Here is a 17,213-nt window from a genome sequence, read left to right on the forward strand (position 1 = left end):
CTAGAATCACCCGCATGGCACGTACGAAATCATCGAAGCCCGCGCGCGCAGAACAGGCGAGCGGCGAAGAGGCTCCGAACCCGGTGTGGTTCAAGCCCGTCATGTTCGGCTTCATGCTCGTCGGGCTCGCCTGGATCATCGTGTTCTACGTGAGCCAGGGCGCGTTCCCCGTCGCCGACCTCGGCTCGTGGAACATCCTGATCGGCTTCGGCATCGCCTTCATCGGCTTCCTCATGACCACACGCTGGCGCTAGCCGGCGCACACACGCGCAGAAGAGGGGCGGATGCTGCGGCATCCGCCCCTCTGTCGTTGTCGCTGTTCCGCACGATCGTGAGCGGTCTACCTGCCGCTTCGATGCAGAGTTCTCCACGGGGTGTGGAGAACTCCGAGGCCTCGTGTCCCCCGTAATGACGACAATTACACGGGTGTAACTCTCCCCAGCTGTGGAGAGGGCTGTGGATAACTTCGAATGGTGTCAGGCGATCCACCGCGTCGGCGACTCACGCGCGTCAGACGATCGGGAAGAAGAGATAGCGCAGGCTCAGCAGCACGAGCACCGCACCCACGGCGATGAGCAGCCACATCTGCAGGCGCTGCTGCGACCGCTTGCGGGTCTCGACGAGGATGAAGCCGATGAGCGCACCGGCGGCGAGACCGCCGAGGTGCGCCTGCCAGGCCACGTTCATGCCGGGGATGAACCCGATCACGAGGTTGATGCCGAGCAGCACGAACAGTTGCGTCGCCTGACCGCCCATTCGGCGTTGGATGACGAGGAACGCGCCCATGAGACCGAAGATGGCGCCGGATGCCCCGACGACCGGCACGTTCGGCGGGGCGAGCCAGAGCACGCCCACCGACCCGGCGAAGCCCGCCAGGAGGTAGAGCGAGAGGTAGCGCCACCGGCCGAGCAGCCCCTCGAGCAGTTGCCCGAAGATCCACAGGGTGTACATGTTCAGCAGCAGGTGCAGGATGCTCCCGTGCGCGAACACCGACGTCACCATGCGCCACGGCTCAAGCGCGCCGGGGTGCGAATAGAAGCCCGCGTACCGGATCGCACCGGTGACCCCGAGGCCCGGAATCATCTGCAGGAGGTACACCGCCACCGAGATGCCGATGAGGGCATACGTGACCACCGGGGCACCGCGACCGGCCGCCGAGCGCATGCGCGTCAGCACGGCCGGCTTCGTTCGCGGCGCGCTCGCGCGCTGCTCACGCATGCACTCGGGGCAGATGACCCCGACCGGAGCCTGAGTCTGGCACTCGGGGCAGATCGTGCGCCCGCACCGCTGGCAGAGGATATAGCTCTGCCGATCGGGATGCCGGTAACAGAAGTTCGCCCGATCAGGCCCCGAGCCGCTCACCCGCGGGTCAGACCTGCTCGACGGTGATGCTCTCGATGACGACGTCTTCGAGGGGCTTGTCACGACCGTCGGTGGCGACGGCGCCGAGACGGTCGACGACAGCGCGGCTCGCCTCGTCGTTCACCTTGCCGAAGATCGAGTGCTTGCCCTGCAGCCACGTCGTGGGGCCGGTGGTGATGAAGAACTGCGAACCGTTGGTGCCGCGGCCCATCTGGATGCCGGCGTTGGCCATGGCGAGCACGTAGGGCTCGGTGAAGTCGAGCTCCGAGTTGATCTCGTCGTCGAACTGGTAGCCGGGGCCGCCGACGCCCTGACCGAGGGGGTCGCCGCCCTGGATCATGAAGCCGGGGATGATGCGGTGGAAGATGACGCCGTTGTAAAGGGGCGCGGTGGACTTCTCGCCGGTGGCGGGGTGGGTCCATTCGATCTCGCCCGTGGCGAGGCCGACGAAGTTCTTGACCGTCTTCGGGGCGTGGTCGCCGTAGAGGTCGACCTTGATCGGTCCGTGGTTGGTGTTGAGCGTCGCGACTGCAGTAGGAATCGGCATCCTCATATTCTGTCACGGGTGGATTCGTCAAGCCGCATGCCGTATTCGGACTCCCACCTCGCTTCCAGCCGTTTCGGTGGCAAGATGGAGTGGTTCGCTGCACATCGATGGAGGTCGACATGAGCCTGTCACGCAAGCGCCGGAAGGAACTCAAGCGACTGCAGAGCAACGCTGGGGAACTCTGGGAGAACCAGCAGCACGTGCTCGAGCACGCCAACGCCGTCGCACGCGAGGCCAGCCGTCAACTCGGCCACCTCACGCGCGAAGAGGTCGTGCCTCGCGTTCGCACCGGGTACGAGAGTTATGTGCGTCCCAACGTCCAACGGGCCGGATCCGTCGCCCGCGTCGCCGGTGACACCGTGGAGCGCACGGTCGGCAACGCGCTCGGTTCCGTGCTCTCGATCGGCGACATCGCCAACGACGCTCGAGTGCGCCGCGCCATCGAGCGCGTCTCGCCGCGCGCGGCCGAGGTCGTCAAACAGAAGAACGGCCCGGGCTTCGGCACCTACCTCGCGATCGGCGCCGGCATCGTCGCCGCCGCGGGCGTCGCCTACGCCGTCTGGCAGACGTTCCGCGCCGACGACGAACTCTGGGTCGCCGACGACGAGCCGACGCCTGGAGCGTCGACGACGGCCTGACCCGTCCGCACGACTCCCCGATGGCCCCGCCTGTTTCCAGGCGGGGCCATCGTCGTCTCCGGGCGCTTCCGGTCGGTGCCGGTCAGTGCTGACCCTGAATCTCGAGCAATCTGTGAATTCACCTTGCGGTCGACGTGAGAATCCCGCTAATGTCAGAAACCGTTGTCGAACACGCAATCCAGCAGAGGAGTTGATACCCATGATGAAGCACATCTTCACGCCAGCATTTACTGCGGCCTACACGGGAGTCCTCCTCGCGTCTCGGGCCTGCTAGCAGTTCGCCTCGACGTCACGCGCGTTCGCGCCTGATCGTCACCTCCGCCCCTCGGGCGTGACCCTGCGGCTCGTGCCGCTCATCCGTTCAGCGACCTCGTCGCCGGCCGTCTTGCGAGACGAGCGGATGCCACGGCTCACGCCCCGCCCGCGGAGGCGCGCCTCGCACTCGTCATGAGTGCTCGCGCGCCACCACGCCCGGATGCGACCACGCCCGCCGTTCCTTCGGCGCCCGCGCTGCGACATCCGGAGTCACGTCGGTTCGTTCCCGCTCGATATCGATCGGATCGGCCGCTGCATCACCCGCACCACCCAGCAACACCCGCACCACCCATCGCACAACACACCAGAAGGAATCACCGTGAATACGAGCACCATGACCGCCGGCCGTACCGTTCAGGTACAGGCCGTCACCGCTGACGCACGACAGCTCAGCGACCGCATCGCACGCCGTGCCGCCCATGCGCTCCTCGCGTGGAGCCGTCGTCGCGACGCGCAGCGCACGCACTCGGCCACCGCCGAGCGCCGCTGGAACGAACAGGCCGCAGCACGCCTGCAGGCCGATGAGTTCCGCCGCATCACCCTGATGGCACAGCCGCTGATCTGAGCCACCATGCACACCATCGACAGCACCACCTCAGCCAGGCCCCCGCGGGTCGGCGTCGCAGCATCAGCGCTGCAGCCGGCCAGCGGGGAGCTCGGCCACCCGCGGCCGTGTCGCGAACGGTTCGGCCACGTAGCCGGAACGTCGGCGACACGGCCGCGGGTGCACCGCGCAGCGCGCAGCGAGCCTCGAACCGGATCCTACGCTCGCGCCGACGGCGGCACGCCATCGGCCGGCTCGGCCGCGTTCAGTCGCAGGGCGATGTCGAGCAGGCTCACGCGCTTCAGGCTCGGCACCTCCTCGAGGTCGAACCAGCGGGCCTCGTCGCTCGATCCGTCGACCTCGTTGCGCAGCTCGCCGCCGATCACGCTGGCCCGATAGACGACGCGCATCGCGTAGAGCGGCGCAGCGCCCGTGTGGCGCTTCGACGTCGGCACGACCATGGTGTCGATACCGAGCAGCCGGTCGACGGATGCCTCGTACCCCGTCTCCTCGAGAATCTCCCGGCGCGCAGCCGCGACCGGGTGCTCGGCACCCTCGATGCCGCCGCCGGGCAAGGTCCATCCGGAGCGGCCGTGCTCGTTCCAATGGGAGAGCAGAATCCGGCCATCGCGAACGATGACCCCGTACGCAGCGATGCGGATGTCCATCAGCACACTGTAGCGGTGGCATCGACGCGCGAGCCCGGCGCGGCTAGGGTCGAGGCACCGAGTGAACGGAGCGGCACACGATGACCGATGCATCCGACATGATCGCGGCATCGCCCGAAGTCGATCGCTTCCTCGACGGTCTCCCGCCCGAGCAGGCGGAGCCGCTCGCACGCCTCCGCAACGGAATCCGGGCGGCGGCGCCAGGCGGCACCATCGAGAACATCAAGTGGAACGGCCCGAACTACGCACTCGACGGCACCGACCGCGTCACCATCGGCATCGACCCTCGGGGCAAGGTGCGCATCGTCATGCACCGCGGGGTGCAGGTCGTCGACGCCGACGGCTTCAGCTTCGACGATGACACCGGGCTCGTGCGCTGGGCCGCGGCTGATCGCGGGGTGATCACGCTGCCGCTCGACGACGTCGACGTGCAGCGGGAGTCGATCGTCGCCTTGATCGAGCGATGGCTGCGAATCTGACGAGGTGAAGGGAAACTGTGGAGCCTAGGAGATTCGAACTCCTGACATCCTGCTTGCAAAGCAGGCGCTCTACCAACTGAGCTAAGGCCCCGAGCGGATGCCGCGGCATCCGTTTACTTCATATGGAATTGTCACTGTGGGGATACGAGGACTTGAACCTCGGACCTCTTCGTTATCAGCGAAGCGCTCTAACCGCCTGAGCTATATCCCCGAATTTCGGCCAGAGGAAAGACTACCGGACGTGGCAGGAATCTCCGAATCGGGCCGAGAATCGCGTCAGTTGTTCGTGAATCCGACGAGGATGCCGCCCGTGATCTTGACGCTGAGGTTGTAGAGCACCGCGACGATGGCGCCGAGCGCGGTCGTGACGACGAGGTTCAGAAGCGCCGCGACGACCGCGAAGCCCATGACGTTGCCGAGCGAGAGGATCGACGTCAGGTCGCCGCCGGCTCCTGCCACGTCTTGCACGAGTTCGTTGACCTTGCCGAAGATGCCGGTCGAGTTCAACACCGTGTAGATGAGGAACGTGGCGACGATGCTGACGACCGCGAGGCACACGGCGACGAGGAACGACAGCTTCACCGCCGACCAGAAGTCGATGTAGACGAGCCGAAGGCGCACCTGCTTGGCAGGGGTCTTGCGGTTCGACTTGCGGGCCAGCTTCTCTGCGACGCTACTCATGTAGGGTTACTCCTCTCGCGCGGGCTCGGCCGCTTCGGACTCGGCGGCCTCCTCCACGAGATTCCGTTCGGAATTCTTCGCGATGGCGATGATCCTGTCGTCGTTCGCGAACTTCGCGAACACGACGCCCATCGTGTCCCTGCCTTTGGCGGGAACCTCGGCGACGTCAGAGCGTACCACCTTGCCACTGGCAAGAACCACAAGCACCTCGTCGTCGTGACCGACGATGAGAGCTCCGGCGAGGTCGCCTCGATCCTCACTCAGCTTGGCCACCTTGATGCCGAGACCGCCGCGGTTCTGCAGGCGGTACTGGCCCACGGCGGTGCGCTTGGCGTACCCGCCCTCGGTGACGACGAAGACGTATCGGGCCTCGTCGTCGCCCGCGTTCGCCTCGACGTCGTCGTCGTCCGCACCATCGGTGAGGGATGCGGAAACCACGGATGCCTCGAGCAACTGATCGCCCGCGCGGAACGACATGCCCTTCACGCCCGAGGTCGAGCGACCCATGGGCCGGAGCGCCTCATCGGTCGCCTCGAAGCGCAGGGACATGCCCTTCTTCGAGACGAGGAGGATCTCATCGTGCTCGTCTGCGAGCATCGCCGAGACGAGTTCGTCGCCCTCGCGCAGGTTGATCGCGATGACGCCGCGCGAGCGGTTGGTGTCGTAGGCCGTCAGCTCCGTCTTCTTGACGAGGCCCTCGCGCGTGGCCAGCACGAGGTACTGGGCCACGCTGTAGTCGCGGATGTCGAGGATCTCGGCAATCTGCTCGTCGGGCTGCATCTCGAGCAGGTTCGCGACGTGCTGGCCCTTCGCGTCGCGGCCGGCCTCCTGGATCTCGTACGCCTTCGCCCGGTAGACGCGGCCCATGTTCGTGAAGAACAGCAGCCAGTGATGCGTCGTCGTGACGAAGAAGTGCTCGACGACGTCGTCTGCGCGCAGCTGCGCGCCCTTGACGCCCTTGCCGCCACGGTGCTGCGAACGGTAGTTGTCGCTGCGCGTGCGCTTGACGTAGCCGCCTCGCGTGACCGTGACCACCATCTCCTCTTCGGGGATGAGGTCTTCGACCGACATGTCGCCGTCGTAGCCCGGCATGATGTGCGTGCGTCGCTCGTCGCCGTACTTCGCGACGATCTCGGCGAGCTCTTCGGAGACGATAGTGCGCTGACGCTCGGGCGAGGCGAGGATCGACTCGTAGTCGGCGATCTTCTCGGCGAGCTCTTCGGCCTCCTCGTTGATCTTCTGGCGCTCGAGCGCGGCGAGACGTCGCAGCTGCATCGCGAGGATCGCGTCGGCCTGAAGGTCGTCGATGTCGAGGAGGTCCTTGAGGCCGTCTCGTGCGACGTCGACCGTGGCCGACGCGCGGATGAGCGCGATCACCTCGTCGAGCGCGTCGAGCGCCTTGAGGTACGCGCGCAGGATGTGCATGCGCGCCTCGGCCTCGCGCAGCAGGAACTGCGTGCGGCGCACGATCACTTCGATCTGGTGGTCGACCCAGTGGGCGATGAATCCATCGATCGAGAGGGTTCGCGGAATGCCGTCGACGATCGCGAGCATGTTCGCACCGAAGTTGTCTTGCAACTGCGTGTGCTTGTACAGGTTGTTCAGCACGACCTTCGCGACCGCGTCGCGCTTCAGCACGATCACGAGGCGCTGGCCGGTGCGGCCGGAGGTCTCGTCGCGGATGTCGGCGATGCCGCCGACCTTGCCGTCCTTCACGAGGTCGGCGATCTTGATCGCGAGGTTGTCGGGGTTGACCTGGTACGGCAGCTCGGTGATGACGAGGCAGGTGCGCCCCTGCAGCTCCTCGACCGAGACGACGGCACGCATCGTGATCGAGCCGCGCCCCGTGCGGTACGCGTCGTTGATGCCCTTGACGCCGAGGATCTGCGCGCCGGTCGGGAAGTCGGGCCCCTTGATGCGCTGGATCAGCGCCTCCTGCAGCTCCTCGCGCGAAGCTTCGGGGTGCTCGAGGTACCACTGGGCGCCGGAGGCCACTTCGCGCAGGTTGTGCGGCGGGATGTTCGTCGCCATGCCGACGGCGATGCCGACCGAGCCGTTGACGAGCAGGTTCGGGAACCGAGCCGGCAGGATCGCCGGCTCCTGCGTGCGACCGTCGTAGTTGTCTTGGAAGTCGACGGTCTCCTTCTCGATGTCGCGCACCATCTCGAGCGCGAGCGGAGCCATCTTGGTCTCCGTGTATCGAGGGGCGGCCGCGCCGTCGTTGCCGGGCGAGCCGAAGTTGCCCTGGCCGAGTGCGAGCGGGTAGCGCAGGCTCCACGGCTGCACGAGGCGCACGAGGGCGTCGTAGATCGCCGTGTCGCCGTGCGGGTGGAACTGGCCCATGACGTCGCCGACGACGCGGGCGCACTTCGAGAACGCGCGGTCGGGGCGGTAGCCGCCGTCGTACATCGCGTAGATGACGCGGCGGTGCACGGGCTTCAGGCCGTCGCGCACGTCGGGCAGCGCACGCCCGACGATGACGCTCATCGCGTAGTCGAGGTACGAGCGCTGCATCTCGAGCTGCAGGTCGACCTGGTCGATCTTGCCGTGGATGCCGGGGCCCTCGACGATGTCGTCTCCGCCGGGGTTGATCACATCAGATGTCAAGGAAACGCACGTCCTTCGCGTTCTTCTGGATGAAGTTGCGGCGGCTCTCGACGTCTTCGCCCATCAGGGTGGAGAAGATCTCGTCGGCGGCGGCCGCGTCGTCCATGGTGACCTGCAGCAGCGTGCGGGTCTCGGGGTTCATCGTGGTCTCCCACAGCTCTTGGTGGTTCATCTCGCCGAGACCCTTGTAGCGCTGCACGCCGTTGTCTTTCGGGATGCGCTTGCCGGCGGCGACGCCGGCGGTGAGCAGCGCGTCGCGCTCCTTGTCGGAGTAGACGTACTCGTGGTCGGAGTTGGTCCACTTCAGGCGGTACAGCGGCGGCTGCGCGAGGTACACGTAGCCGAGCTCGATGAGCGGGCGCATGTAGCGGAAGAGGAGCGTCAGCAGCAGGGTCGTGATGTGCTGGCCGTCGACGTCGGCATCGGCCATGAGCACGATCTTGTGGTAGCGCGCCTTCTCGGTGTTGAAGTCTTCGCCGATGCCGGCACCGAACGCCGTGATCATCGCCTGCACCTCGTTGTTCGCGAGTGCGCGGTCGAGCCGGGCCTTCTCGACGTTCAGGATCTTGCCGCGGAGCGGCAGGATGGCCTGCGTCTCGGGGTTGCGACCCTGCACGGCGGAGCCACCGGCCGAGTCGCCCTCGACGATGAAGATCTCGGAGACCGAGGGGTCTTTCGACGAGCAGTCCTTGAGCTTGCCGGGCATGCCGCCCGACTCGAGCAGGCCCTTGCGCCGGGTCGCCTCACGCGCCTTGCGGGCGGCGATGCGGGCGGTGGCGGCCTGGATCGCCTTGCGGATGATGTCGCGTGCGACCGTGGGATTGCGCTCGAACCAGTCGCCGAGCTGGTCGGAGGTGACCTTCTGCACGAACGACTTCGCCTCGGTGTTGCCGAGCTTGGTCTTCGTCTGGCCCTCGAACTGCGGCTCGGAGAGCTTCACCGAGATGACCGCGGTGAGCCCCTCTCGCACGTCGTCACCGGAGAGGTTGTCGTCCTTCTCCTTGATGATGCCCTTCTCGCGGGCGTACTTGTTGACGAGGGTCGTCAGCGCCGCACGGAAGCCCTCTTCATGCGTGCCGCCCTCGTGCGTGTTGATCGTGTTCGCGTAGGTGTGCACCGACTCGGTGTACGACGTCGTCCACTGCATCGCGACCTCGAGCGCGATCTTGCGGTCGGTGTCTTCGGACTCGAAGGAGATGATCTCCTCGTTGACGAGGTCGGACTTCTTCGAGCGATTGAGGTACTCGACGTAGTCGACGAGGCCGCGCTCGTAGAGGAAGGTGTCGGTGCGCTGGCCGGGAGCCGCGGCATCCGCTTCGCTCTCGGCCGTGTCGATGGGATCGATCTCGACGTGCCCGCTGCGCTCATCGGTCAGGGTGATGCGCAGGCCCTTGTTGAGGAAGGCCATCTGCTGGAAACGGCTGCGGAGCGTCTCGTAGTCGAACTCGACGGTCTCGAAGATGTCGGGGCTCGGCCAGAACGTGATCGTCGTGCCGGTCTCGTCGCTCGCCTCGTCTTTCGAGAGGGGCGCGTCGGGCACGCCGACGCTGAACGACTGACGCCACACGTGGCCCTGACGGCGCACCTCGACGTCGAGCCTGGTCGAGAGCGCGTTGACGACGGATGACCCGACGCCGTGCAGCCCGCCCGAAACCGCATACCCGCCGCCGCCGAACTTGCCGCCGGCGTGCAGCACGGTGAGCACGACCTCGACCGTCGAGCGGCCCTCGGTCTTGTGGATGTCGACAGGAATGCCGCGACCGTCGTCGATCACGCGCACACCGCCGTCGGGCAGGATCGTCACGTCGATGGTGGTGGCATGGCCCGCAAGCGCTTCATCGACGGAGTTGTCGACGATCTCGGAGACGAGATGATGCAGGCCTCGTGGGCCCGTCGAGCCGATGTACATACCCGGCCGCTTGCGAACCGCTTCGAGCCCCTCGAGTACCTGGATCTCATCAGCACCGTAAGCCGGTGACTGCTGGGGCTTCGTCGGTTCCGCTGTCATGTGTGAATCGGGCTCCTGACCGTCATTCTGGCGACTCTCGATCCTATCAAATCGAGGGTCGTCGGGGGCCTCGAAGCGCCGTCTGGGGCGTTTTCACATTCCCAGTGACCGAATTTGCCTGCCTAGCCGTAGGTATCGCGCGGACCACGCCCTGGAACCGATCTGGGACCCTTTTTCCAGGTGGGGGCATCCGGGCCCTGAAAGCGGATCGTGTCGACGCCGGCCCCGGGGAATCTCGTGGTGATCTCGGTGACCAGTTGCGTGCGCATCATGCGGAGCTGCGTCGCCCACGCGGTCGACTCGCATCGCACCTGCAGCACCCCGCCCTCGATCGCGATGGGCTCGGTGTGCCGCGCAGTCTCTTCACCGGCGATTTCGGCCCACGATGCGAGCACGTCGTGCTGCGACAACGGACCACTCCAGCCGAGCTGCGCGCTCAGCGAGTCGATCGTGTCGCCGAGCGGCTTCGGGTCGCGGCCCGGGCTGAACGGTTCGCTGCCGGATGCCTCGCGGGTGCGCACCTTTCCCGGCCGGCCGGTGCGCGTGCGCGGCTCTCCACCGAAGATCTCGCGGAAGTGCTGGTAGACGCGGGAGGCCTCAGACATCGGCGGCCTCGCTCTCGGTCGTCGCCGATGAAGGGTCGGGTGGGTCGGTGGGTTCGGCAGCAGCCTCGCGGCTCGGCTCGGCGTCGACGATGCGGCCGGCCGCGATGTGCACGACGCGCGCGGTCAGCGGAGCCGGGACGTCTTCGAGCACGGCCGCCGTGACGAGCACCTGCTCGAAGCCGGCGATCGCGTGGGCGAGCCGCTCGCGCCGCAGGCGGTCGAGCTCGGCGAAGACGTCATCGAGCACGAGCACGGGGTCGCCCGTCATCGAGTCGCGGCGCAGGAGTTCGGCCGAGGCGAGACGCAGCGCGAGCGCGAACGACCACGACTCGCCATGGCTCGCGTAGCCCTTGGCGGGCAGGCCGTTCAGCAACAGCACGACGTCGTCTCGGTGCGGGCCCACCAGCGTGACCCCGCGCTCGAGCTCTTTCGGGCGCAGCATGCGCAGCGCCTCGGCGAACCGCCCGCGGGTGTCGACTGTCGACGCCGTGGCGCCGATCACCTGGTCTGCATCCGCATCGGGGTCTGCACCGTCGATCGAAAGCAGCGGAGTCATGCCCGGCCCGTGATCGGCGTCGACGATCGCCCGGTAGGCGGCGGCGAGCGGTTCGCGGAGCTCGTCGACGAGCGCGAGTCGCTGATCGATGAGCTCGGATCCGAATGCGACGAGCCGCTCGTCCCAGATGTCGAGCGTCGTCAGCTTCTCGACCGCGAGCCCGCGGGCGCGCGCGCTCTTCAGCAGCGAGTTGCGCTGCTTGAGCACGCGCTCGTAGTCGGCCATGACACCGGAGAGGCGGGGTGTGCGCTGGATGAGCAGTTCGTCGAGTACGCGCCGGCGAACCGAGGGCTCGCCGCGCACGATCGCGAGGTCTTCAGGGGCGAAAAGCACGCTGTGCGCATAGCGCGGCAGCTCGCGAGTCTTCACGGGCGAGCGGTTCAGTTGGGCGCGATTCGCGCCCTGCCGGTTCAGTTGCAGTTCGACGAGCAGCTCGCGATCGCCGTGCGAGAGCAGCGCCCGCACGATGGCCGCATCGGCGCCGGCCCTGATCAGCGCCTGGTCGCCCGAGACGCGGTGCGAGCCGAGGGTGGCGAGGTAGCCGATCGCCTCGACGAGGTTGGTCTTGCCCTGGCCGTTGCGGCCGACCAGCACGGTCGCGCCCGGGCCGAGTTCGAGCTCGGCGCGCTCGTAGTTGCGGTAGTCGGTCAGTGAGAGCCGGGCGACGTGCACGCTGGGCTCCCTTCAGCAACGAGGCATCCGGATGCCCCGGAGCCGACGGATTCGCAATTGACCACGCTACCCCGCACCGCCGACGGCCGACCTCCGCTGGCGGCCTCCTCAACCCGCAGGTTCGACCGACGTCAGCGCAGCAGCAGGTTCGGCTGCAGCAGGTAGCGGTAGCTGTCGGCGCCGGCCTGCTCGCGCGACGACTGGCTCGTGATGAGCACGGGGCCCGGCTTGTTGGGATTCTCGGTCTTCGTGAACGAGACGCGCACGAACTCCGAGTGCACCGCGCCGAGACCGTCGAGCAGGAACTGCGGCTTCAGCGAGACGACCGTGTCGTCGCCCGTGAGGATCGCGTCGATCGTCTCGGAGGCCTGGGCCTGCTCGCTGCCGATCGCCTCGAGGGTCAAGCCGTCGGTCGTGAAGCTGTAGCGGAGGGCGGCCTCGCGCTCGAGCACGAGGGCGACACGACGGGTCGCCTCGATGAGCTCGGCCGTGTTGACCACCGCGTAGTTGTCGACCGTCTCGGGGAAGAGGCGGCGCACGGGCGGGAAGTTGCCCTTGATGAGGAGCGACGTGACCGTCTTCTTCTCGGCGCTGAACGCGATGAGTTCGCGGTCGTCGCGGCTCGTGATCGAGACGGAGATGGTGCCGGAGTGGCCGAACGTCTTGCCGACCTCCTGCAGGGTGCGCGCGGGCACGAGCGCCGTGACCGACTCCTCGCTCGCGACGGAGCCGCCGTCCCAGTCGAGTTCGCGCACGGCGACGCGGTAGCGGTCGGTGGCGACGAGGCTGAGGTTGTTCTCGCGCACCTCGAGCTGCACGCCAGTGATGACGGGCGTGACGTCGTCGCGCGAGGCGGCGACCGCGACCTGCGCGACCGCTGCGGCGAACTCCTCGGCGGGAACGACGCCCGACTGCTCGCCGATCTCGGGAATGGAGGGGTACTCCTCGACCGGCATCGACAGCAGCGTGAAGCTCGCTGAGCCGCAGCTCACGGAGATGCGACTCTCTTCGGTCGCTACACGCACGGGTGCGTTCGGCAGACGGCCGGCGATCTCGGCGAGGAGACGGCCGGAGACGAGCACTGTGCCGGTCTCTTCGACGTCGGCCTGGATCTCGGTCTGCGATGAGACCTCGTAGTCGAACGAGGAGAGCACGAGGCCGTCGGCGTTCGCCTGGATCAGCACGCCCGACAGGATCGGCAGCGTGGTGCGCTGAGGCAGCAGCTTGACGGCGAAGGAAACGGCCTCACTGAAGACGTCGCGGTTGACCTGGAACTTCACGGTACTCCCGTCGTGGATGTCGCTGGGTGGCTCCCATGCTATCCGCAGAGATCGTTCAGTCGCGGGCGAATCGAGCACGAACCGGGCGACGAAGACCTTCGTTCGACGTGCGCCGATCCACAAGGTTGTGGGAATCCCCACTTAAACCCTTAACTCTTAACAGTGTTAACCGCTGTGGAAACTGTGGATGGTGTTCGGAGACCCGCGGAACGGCGCTGATCGCGAGGCATCCGATCTGTGCACAGTGTGTGGGTTCATGAGCGGATGCCGCCCTCCGATGCCGAACGCATGACACCGTTCTGCACAGGCGAGCGGGCTGTCTCAACAGGCGCTGGGCGGTTGCTCGTTAACAATCCACAGGTTCTCCACAACTGTGGGAATCGGTCGGCAGAGGCCTGCAGAGGGCGTGCAGACCGTGGTTCGCGACGTTTTCGGGCGCGCCGATGGTCGGTCGAGGGGACGACTCGACCGACCACGCGTCGAACTCAGCGGTAGCGGCTGACCTGCTTGATGCGTGCGGTGAGCTCGGTGACCTGGTTGTAGATGGAGCGGCGCTCCTTCATGAGTTCCGAGATCTTCTTGTTCGCGTACATGACAGTGGTGTGGTCGCGGTTGCCGAAGAGCTGCCCGATCTTCGGCAGCGAGAGACTCGTGAGTTCGCGGCAGAGGTACATCGCGATCTGACGCGCGGTGGCCACGGCCTGGGATCGGCTCGAACCGTAGAGGTCGTCGACCGTCAGCTTGAAGTAGTCGGCCGTCGCCGTGATGATGTCGACCGGCGAGACGACGTTGTCCGAGTCATCCGTGATGAGGTCTTTCAGCACCGTCTGCACGAGCGGCATGTCGACCGGCGTGCGGTTGAGGCTCGCGAACGCCGTGACCCTGATGAGAGTGCCCTCGAGCTCGCGGATGTTCGACGACACCTTCGACGCCATGTATTCGAGGATGTCGTCGGGCACCTGGAGCCGCTCTGACTGCGCCTTCTTGCGGAGGATCGCGATGCGCGTCTCGAGGTCGGGGGCCTGGACATCGGTGATGAGGCCCCACTCGAAGCGGCTACGCATGCGGTCCTCGAAGCCCGTGAGGTGCTTCGGCGGCACATCGCTCGTGATCACGACCTGCTTGTTGTGATCGTGCAGGGTGTTGAAGGTGTGGAAGAACGCCTCCTGCGTCTCCGCCTTGCCCTGCAGGAACTGGATGTCGTCGATCAGCAGGATGTCGATGTTGCGGTACCGCTGCTGGAAGAGCGAGCCGCGGTTGTTGGCGATCGAGTTGATGAAGTCGTTCGTGAACTCCTCGGAACTCACGTAGCGCACCCGGATGCCTGGATACAGGCTCATCGCGTAGTGGCCGATGGCGTGCAGCAGGTGGGTCTTGCCGAGGCCCGAGTCGCCGTAGATGAAGAGCGGGTTGTACGCCTTCGCCGGCGCCTCGGCCACCGCGACCGCCGCGGCATGGGCGAACCGGTTGGACTGGCCGATGACGAAGCTCTCGAAGGCGTACTTCGGGTTCAATCGGGTGTCACGCGATGCGACGGGACTCGTGTTCTCGAAGACCGACTGCGGCGACGCCGGCGTCTCGACCGGGTCGAGCATCTCGTCGACGAACGGCGACTGCGGTTCGGCCGCGCGTGCCTCTTCGAGTTCGGGATTGACGACGACGTAGAAGGAGGTCACCGGCGACGGAGCCTCGACCACGCTCATGGCCGACAGCAACGACACCCGCATGCGCTGGTTGAGCATGCTCGCGGTGAAGTCGTTCGGGACCTCGAGATAGAAGGTGCCCGCCGCGATGCCCTTGGGTTCGACCAGGTTCAGGAACCCCTGGAGCATCGGAGTGATCGCGTCGTCGTCTGACAGCCGATCGAGGATCGTCGCCCACGTATCCGTGATGGGCTGTTCTGTCATCGTTCCCCGCAATCATTCGGTAGCCGTCGTTCTAGCCGCTCATCGATCCCCCGATCGACGGAGCAAGCGGCGCGAGGCGCGTGTTCTCTGCGTTGTCCACGGCCTGTGGGGAGATTTCGGAAGAAGCCCGAGAATCCGCGCACCAAGCTGGGGATAACTGGTGTCAAACGCTATCCGAGGAAGGCGCTCCCGACAAATGCCGATTGGGGGATTCGATAGCTCGGGTGTGTCGTTCCACAGGCGATCCCGAGGTTCGGGCGATACTGTCTCTTTTGAACTGCGGCCGTTTCGGACTCGGTTCGGTTTGACCCCGAGCCGTCGAGGCCGTAGTTTTAATCAGTTGACCCCAGCCCGTCAAGGGCACCCAGTTTTCCCGCCACCACGCAACCAGCGAATTCGGCGAGGAGATCCGAACGCCGGAGAAGAAGAATGAGCAAGCGTACCTTCCAGCCGAACAACCGTCGTCGCGCCAAGAAGCACGGCTTCCGCCTTCGCATGCGCACCCGCGCCGGCCGTGCCATCCTGTCGGCACGCCGCGGCAAGGGTCGCACCGAACTCTCCGCGTAGTTCTTCGGTGCTCGCCAAAGCCAATCGCATCACGAGCGCCGACGACTACCGAGTCATCGTGCGCCGTGGGGCGAAGGTCGCCGGTGCCCACACCGTGAGCTATGTGCGCTCACGGGAGTCGGGCACCGACGCACGCTTCGGCTTCATCGTCTCGAAGAAGGTCGGCGGCGCCGTCCGTCGCAATCTCGTGCGCCGACGGCTCAAGGCCGTCTGCCACGAGGCACTCGGCGACGGCATCTCCGATGTCGACGTCGTCGTGCGAGCACTGCCGTCGGCGTCCCTCGCCGACTGGAACGAGATCCGTGCCGAAGTACTCGGCGCACTCCAACGTCGGCGCGCACGATCGTCGGCCGCAGCAGCGCAGGAGAAGGGCGAATAGCGTGAAGAACGCCGTCCTGTTCGCCGCGCTCATCCCCCGCAACGCCGGGGTCCTCCTTATTCGCGGCTATCGTGCCGCGATTTCGCCGTTGTACGGCGACGTCTGCCGGTACTACCCGTCATGCTCGGCCTACGGCCTGGGCTCGGTGCAGCAGCGCGGCCTCGTCATCGGGTCGGCCCTCACGGCATGGCGCATCCTCAGGTGCAACCCCTGGACGGCCGGCGGCATCGACGACGTCCGCGCCGCGAAGCACTCCAGGTATCGCGTCACCCGGTTCGGGTGGGTCATCCCCGCCGGGTGGGCCGGCCCCGCGGCATCCGCTTCGCTCGACGCGACACCTCACGACCACTCCCATGCTTCCGCCGCACCTCTCCGCGACGACGCGGAGCTCGCACTCTTCTCCCCCACCCTGTCCCGGAAGGACTGATCCAGCTCAATGGACATCATCAGCATCATCCTCTGGCCCATCAAATGGGTCATCGAGCTGATCCTCGTCGCGTTCCACTCCCTGTGGACATTCGTGGGACTCGACCCCAATGCCGGCGTCACCTGGGTGCTGTCGATCGTCGGTCTCGTGATCGTCGTGCGCGCCGCGCTCATCCCGATCTTCGTCAGGCAGATCAAGAGCCAGCGCCGCATGCTCGAGGTGGCGCCGCAGCTCAAGAAGATCCAGGACAAGTACAAGGGCAAGAAGGATCAGTTCTCCCGCGAGGCCATGTCGCGCGAGACGATGGAGCTCTACAAGAAGACCGGCACCAACCCGCTCTCCTCGTGCCTCCCGCTCCTCCTGCAGATGCCGATCTTCTTCGGCCTCTTCTCGGTGCTCAACGACGCGTCGATCCACTCCGCGCGCGGCGGCGTCGGCGTGCTGACGCCGGAGCTGGCCGGGTCGTTCTCGAATGCCGAGTTCCTCGGGGCGCCGCTCAACGAGACCTTCATCAACGCCTGGAACAACAACTTCCAGCCGTGGCAGGTGATGGTCGTCGCGTCGGTCATGATCGTGCTGATGACGGCGTCGCAGTTCATCACGCAGCTGCAGATCGTCTCGAAGAACATGTCGCCTGAGACCAAGGCGAGCCCGATGTTCCGTCAGCAGCGGATCATGTTGTACCTGCTCCCCCTCGTCTTCGCGTTCTCGGGTGTCGCCTTCCCGATCGGCGTCATGTTCTACTGGCTCGTCTCGAACTTCTGGACCATGGGTCAGCAGTTCGTGGTCATCCGCAACATGCCGACGCCCGGCAGTGAGGCCGCGAAGGCACGCGAGGAGCGCCTCGCCCGAAAGGGCAAGCTCGTCGTCGAAGAGAAGACGCAGACCGAGATCGAAGCGACTGAGGCGAAGAAGACCCAGCGCCAGCAGCCCGTGAGCAAGGCTCGCGCGAAGAAGCAGGGGAAGTAACC

17 protein-coding genes, 2 tRNA genes and 1 pseudogene are annotated in these 17,213 nt (G+C 66.3%); 8 read left to right on the top strand and 12 right to left on the bottom strand.

The genetic code is table 11. The features are described 5' to 3' along the window. Positions 1 to 5: 5 nt before the first annotated feature. Positions 6 to 254 carry a cell division protein CrgA gene (locus VPH61_RS04795; RefSeq protein ID WP_332062537.1) on the top strand — a complete coding sequence of 83 codons (249 nt, stop codon included), beginning with the start codon at positions 6 to 8 and terminating at the stop codon, positions 252 to 254. Between the two features lie 256 nt (positions 255 to 510). Here VPH61_RS04795 and VPH61_RS04800 read toward each other — a convergent pair whose 3' ends face one another. Together VPH61_RS04800 and VPH61_RS04805 are read right to left on the bottom strand one after the other, a co-directional pair. Then, positions 511 to 1,176: a rhomboid family intramembrane serine protease gene (locus VPH61_RS04800; RefSeq protein ID WP_332062367.1), complete on the bottom strand. Its 666-nt coding sequence runs from the start codon at positions 1,174 to 1,176 to the stop codon at positions 511 to 513. 193 nt (positions 1,177 to 1,369) lie between these two features. After that, on the bottom strand, positions 1,370 to 1,909 hold the full coding sequence (locus VPH61_RS04805; protein WP_332062368.1) for a peptidylprolyl isomerase: 540 nt from the start codon (positions 1,907 to 1,909) through the stop codon (positions 1,370 to 1,372). Between the two features lie 119 nt (positions 1,910 to 2,028). On the opposite strand from VPH61_RS04805, the gene VPH61_RS04810 reads away from it, so the two are divergent. Both VPH61_RS04810 and VPH61_RS04815 read left to right on the top strand, forming a co-directional pair. Beyond that, positions 2,029 to 2,547 carry a DNA helicase gene (locus VPH61_RS04810; protein ID WP_332062369.1) on the top strand — a complete coding sequence of 173 codons (519 nt, stop codon included), beginning with the start codon at positions 2,029 to 2,031 and terminating at the stop codon, positions 2,545 to 2,547. 634 nt (positions 2,548 to 3,181) lie between these two features. After that, positions 3,182 to 3,427, top strand: a complete 246-nt coding sequence (locus VPH61_RS04815; RefSeq protein ID WP_332062370.1) for a hypothetical protein — start codon at positions 3,182 to 3,184, stop codon at positions 3,425 to 3,427. Positions 3,428 to 3,624: 197 nt separating this feature from the next. Here the strand turns inward: VPH61_RS04815 and VPH61_RS04820 are convergent, their stop codons facing one another. After that, positions 3,625 to 4,074 carry an NUDIX hydrolase gene (locus tag VPH61_RS04820; RefSeq protein ID WP_332062371.1) on the bottom strand — a complete coding sequence of 150 codons (450 nt, stop codon included), beginning with the start codon at positions 4,072 to 4,074 and terminating at the stop codon, positions 3,625 to 3,627. Between the two features lie 80 nt (positions 4,075 to 4,154). Here VPH61_RS04820 and VPH61_RS04825 point away from each other — a divergent pair, with 80 nt between their 5' ends. Continuing rightward, entirely contained in the window at positions 4,155 to 4,553 is a 399-nt protein-coding gene (locus tag VPH61_RS04825; protein WP_332062372.1) for a DUF1801 domain-containing protein, read from the top strand. Positions 4,554 to 4,571: 18 nt separating this feature from the next. Here VPH61_RS04825 and VPH61_RS04830 read toward each other — a convergent pair. The 9 genes from VPH61_RS04830 to dnaA all read right to left on the bottom strand — a co-directional run bounded on the left by VPH61_RS04830 (position 4,572) and on the right by dnaA (position 14,869). Further along, positions 4,572 to 4,644: transfer RNA gene (locus tag VPH61_RS04830), tRNA-Ala, on the bottom strand. Between the two features lie 46 nt (positions 4,645 to 4,690). Further along, positions 4,691 to 4,764, bottom strand: a tRNA-Ile gene (locus VPH61_RS04835). A 65-nt stretch (positions 4,765 to 4,829) separates the two neighbouring features. Further along, the gene (locus VPH61_RS04840) at positions 4,830 to 5,234 is read right to left on the bottom strand and encodes a DUF3566 domain-containing protein (protein ID WP_332062373.1); all 405 of its coding nucleotides are present in this window, start codon (positions 5,232 to 5,234) and stop codon (positions 4,830 to 4,832) included. A 6-nt stretch (positions 5,235 to 5,240) separates the two neighbouring features. Continuing rightward, complete coding sequence (gyrA, locus tag VPH61_RS04845) at positions 5,241 to 7,826, bottom strand: DNA gyrase subunit A (RefSeq protein ID WP_442879059.1); 2,586 nt, start codon at positions 7,824 to 7,826, stop codon at positions 5,241 to 5,243. Positions 7,827 to 7,830: 4 nt separating this feature from the next. Next, complete coding sequence (gene gyrB, locus VPH61_RS04850; RefSeq protein ID WP_332062374.1) at positions 7,831 to 9,849, bottom strand: DNA topoisomerase (ATP-hydrolyzing) subunit B; 2,019 nt, start codon at positions 9,847 to 9,849, stop codon at positions 7,831 to 7,833. A 122-nt stretch (positions 9,850 to 9,971) separates the two neighbouring features. Further along, positions 9,972 to 10,454 (bottom strand): DUF721 domain-containing protein, encoded by a 483-nt coding sequence (locus VPH61_RS04855; protein WP_332062375.1) that lies wholly within the window; start codon positions 10,452 to 10,454, stop codon positions 9,972 to 9,974. Then, positions 10,447 to 11,682: a DNA replication/repair protein RecF gene (gene recF / locus VPH61_RS04860; protein WP_332062376.1), complete on the bottom strand. Its 1,236-nt coding sequence runs from the start codon at positions 11,680 to 11,682 to the stop codon at positions 10,447 to 10,449. The genes VPH61_RS04855 and recF overlap by 8 nt, the downstream gene beginning before the upstream one ends. Before the next feature lie 131 nt (positions 11,683 to 11,813). Then, positions 11,814 to 12,962, bottom strand: a complete 1,149-nt coding sequence (gene dnaN, locus VPH61_RS04865) for a DNA polymerase III subunit beta (RefSeq protein ID WP_332062377.1) — start codon at positions 12,960 to 12,962, stop codon at positions 11,814 to 11,816. A 485-nt stretch (positions 12,963 to 13,447) separates the two neighbouring features. Beyond that, a complete protein-coding gene (gene dnaA, locus VPH61_RS04870) occupies positions 13,448 to 14,869 on the bottom strand; it encodes a chromosomal replication initiator protein DnaA (protein WP_332062378.1) in 1,422 nt (473 codons plus the stop codon). Positions 14,870 to 15,298: 429 nt separating this feature from the next. Between dnaA and rpmH the strand changes: the two genes are divergently transcribed. The 4 genes and pseudogenes from rpmH (at position 15,299) to yidC (ending at position 17,211) form a co-directional block, all read left to right on the top strand. Next, a complete protein-coding gene (gene rpmH, locus VPH61_RS04875) occupies positions 15,299 to 15,436 on the top strand; it encodes a 50S ribosomal protein L34 (protein ID WP_022892375.1) in 138 nt (45 codons plus the stop codon). A gap of 7 nt (positions 15,437 to 15,443) precedes the next feature. Continuing rightward, the gene (gene rnpA, locus VPH61_RS04880; RefSeq protein WP_056007093.1) at positions 15,444 to 15,815 is read left to right on the top strand and encodes a ribonuclease P protein component; all 372 of its coding nucleotides are present in this window, start codon (positions 15,444 to 15,446) and stop codon (positions 15,813 to 15,815) included. A 1-nt stretch (position 15,816) separates the two neighbouring features. Continuing rightward, positions 15,817 to 16,107, top strand: a pseudogene (yidD, locus tag VPH61_RS04885) (membrane protein insertion efficiency factor YidD); the annotation flags it as partial. A gap of 144 nt (positions 16,108 to 16,251) precedes the next feature. Beyond that, positions 16,252 to 17,211, top strand: a complete 960-nt coding sequence (yidC, locus tag VPH61_RS04890; protein ID WP_332062379.1) for a membrane protein insertase YidC — start codon at positions 16,252 to 16,254, stop codon at positions 17,209 to 17,211. The last annotated feature ends 2 nt before the right edge of the window (positions 17,212 to 17,213 follow it).

Origin of the sequence: Agromyces sp. CCNWLW203, from assembly GCF_036576125.1 — a bacterium.
GTDB lineage: Bacteria > Actinomycetota > Actinomycetes > Actinomycetales > Microbacteriaceae > Agromyces.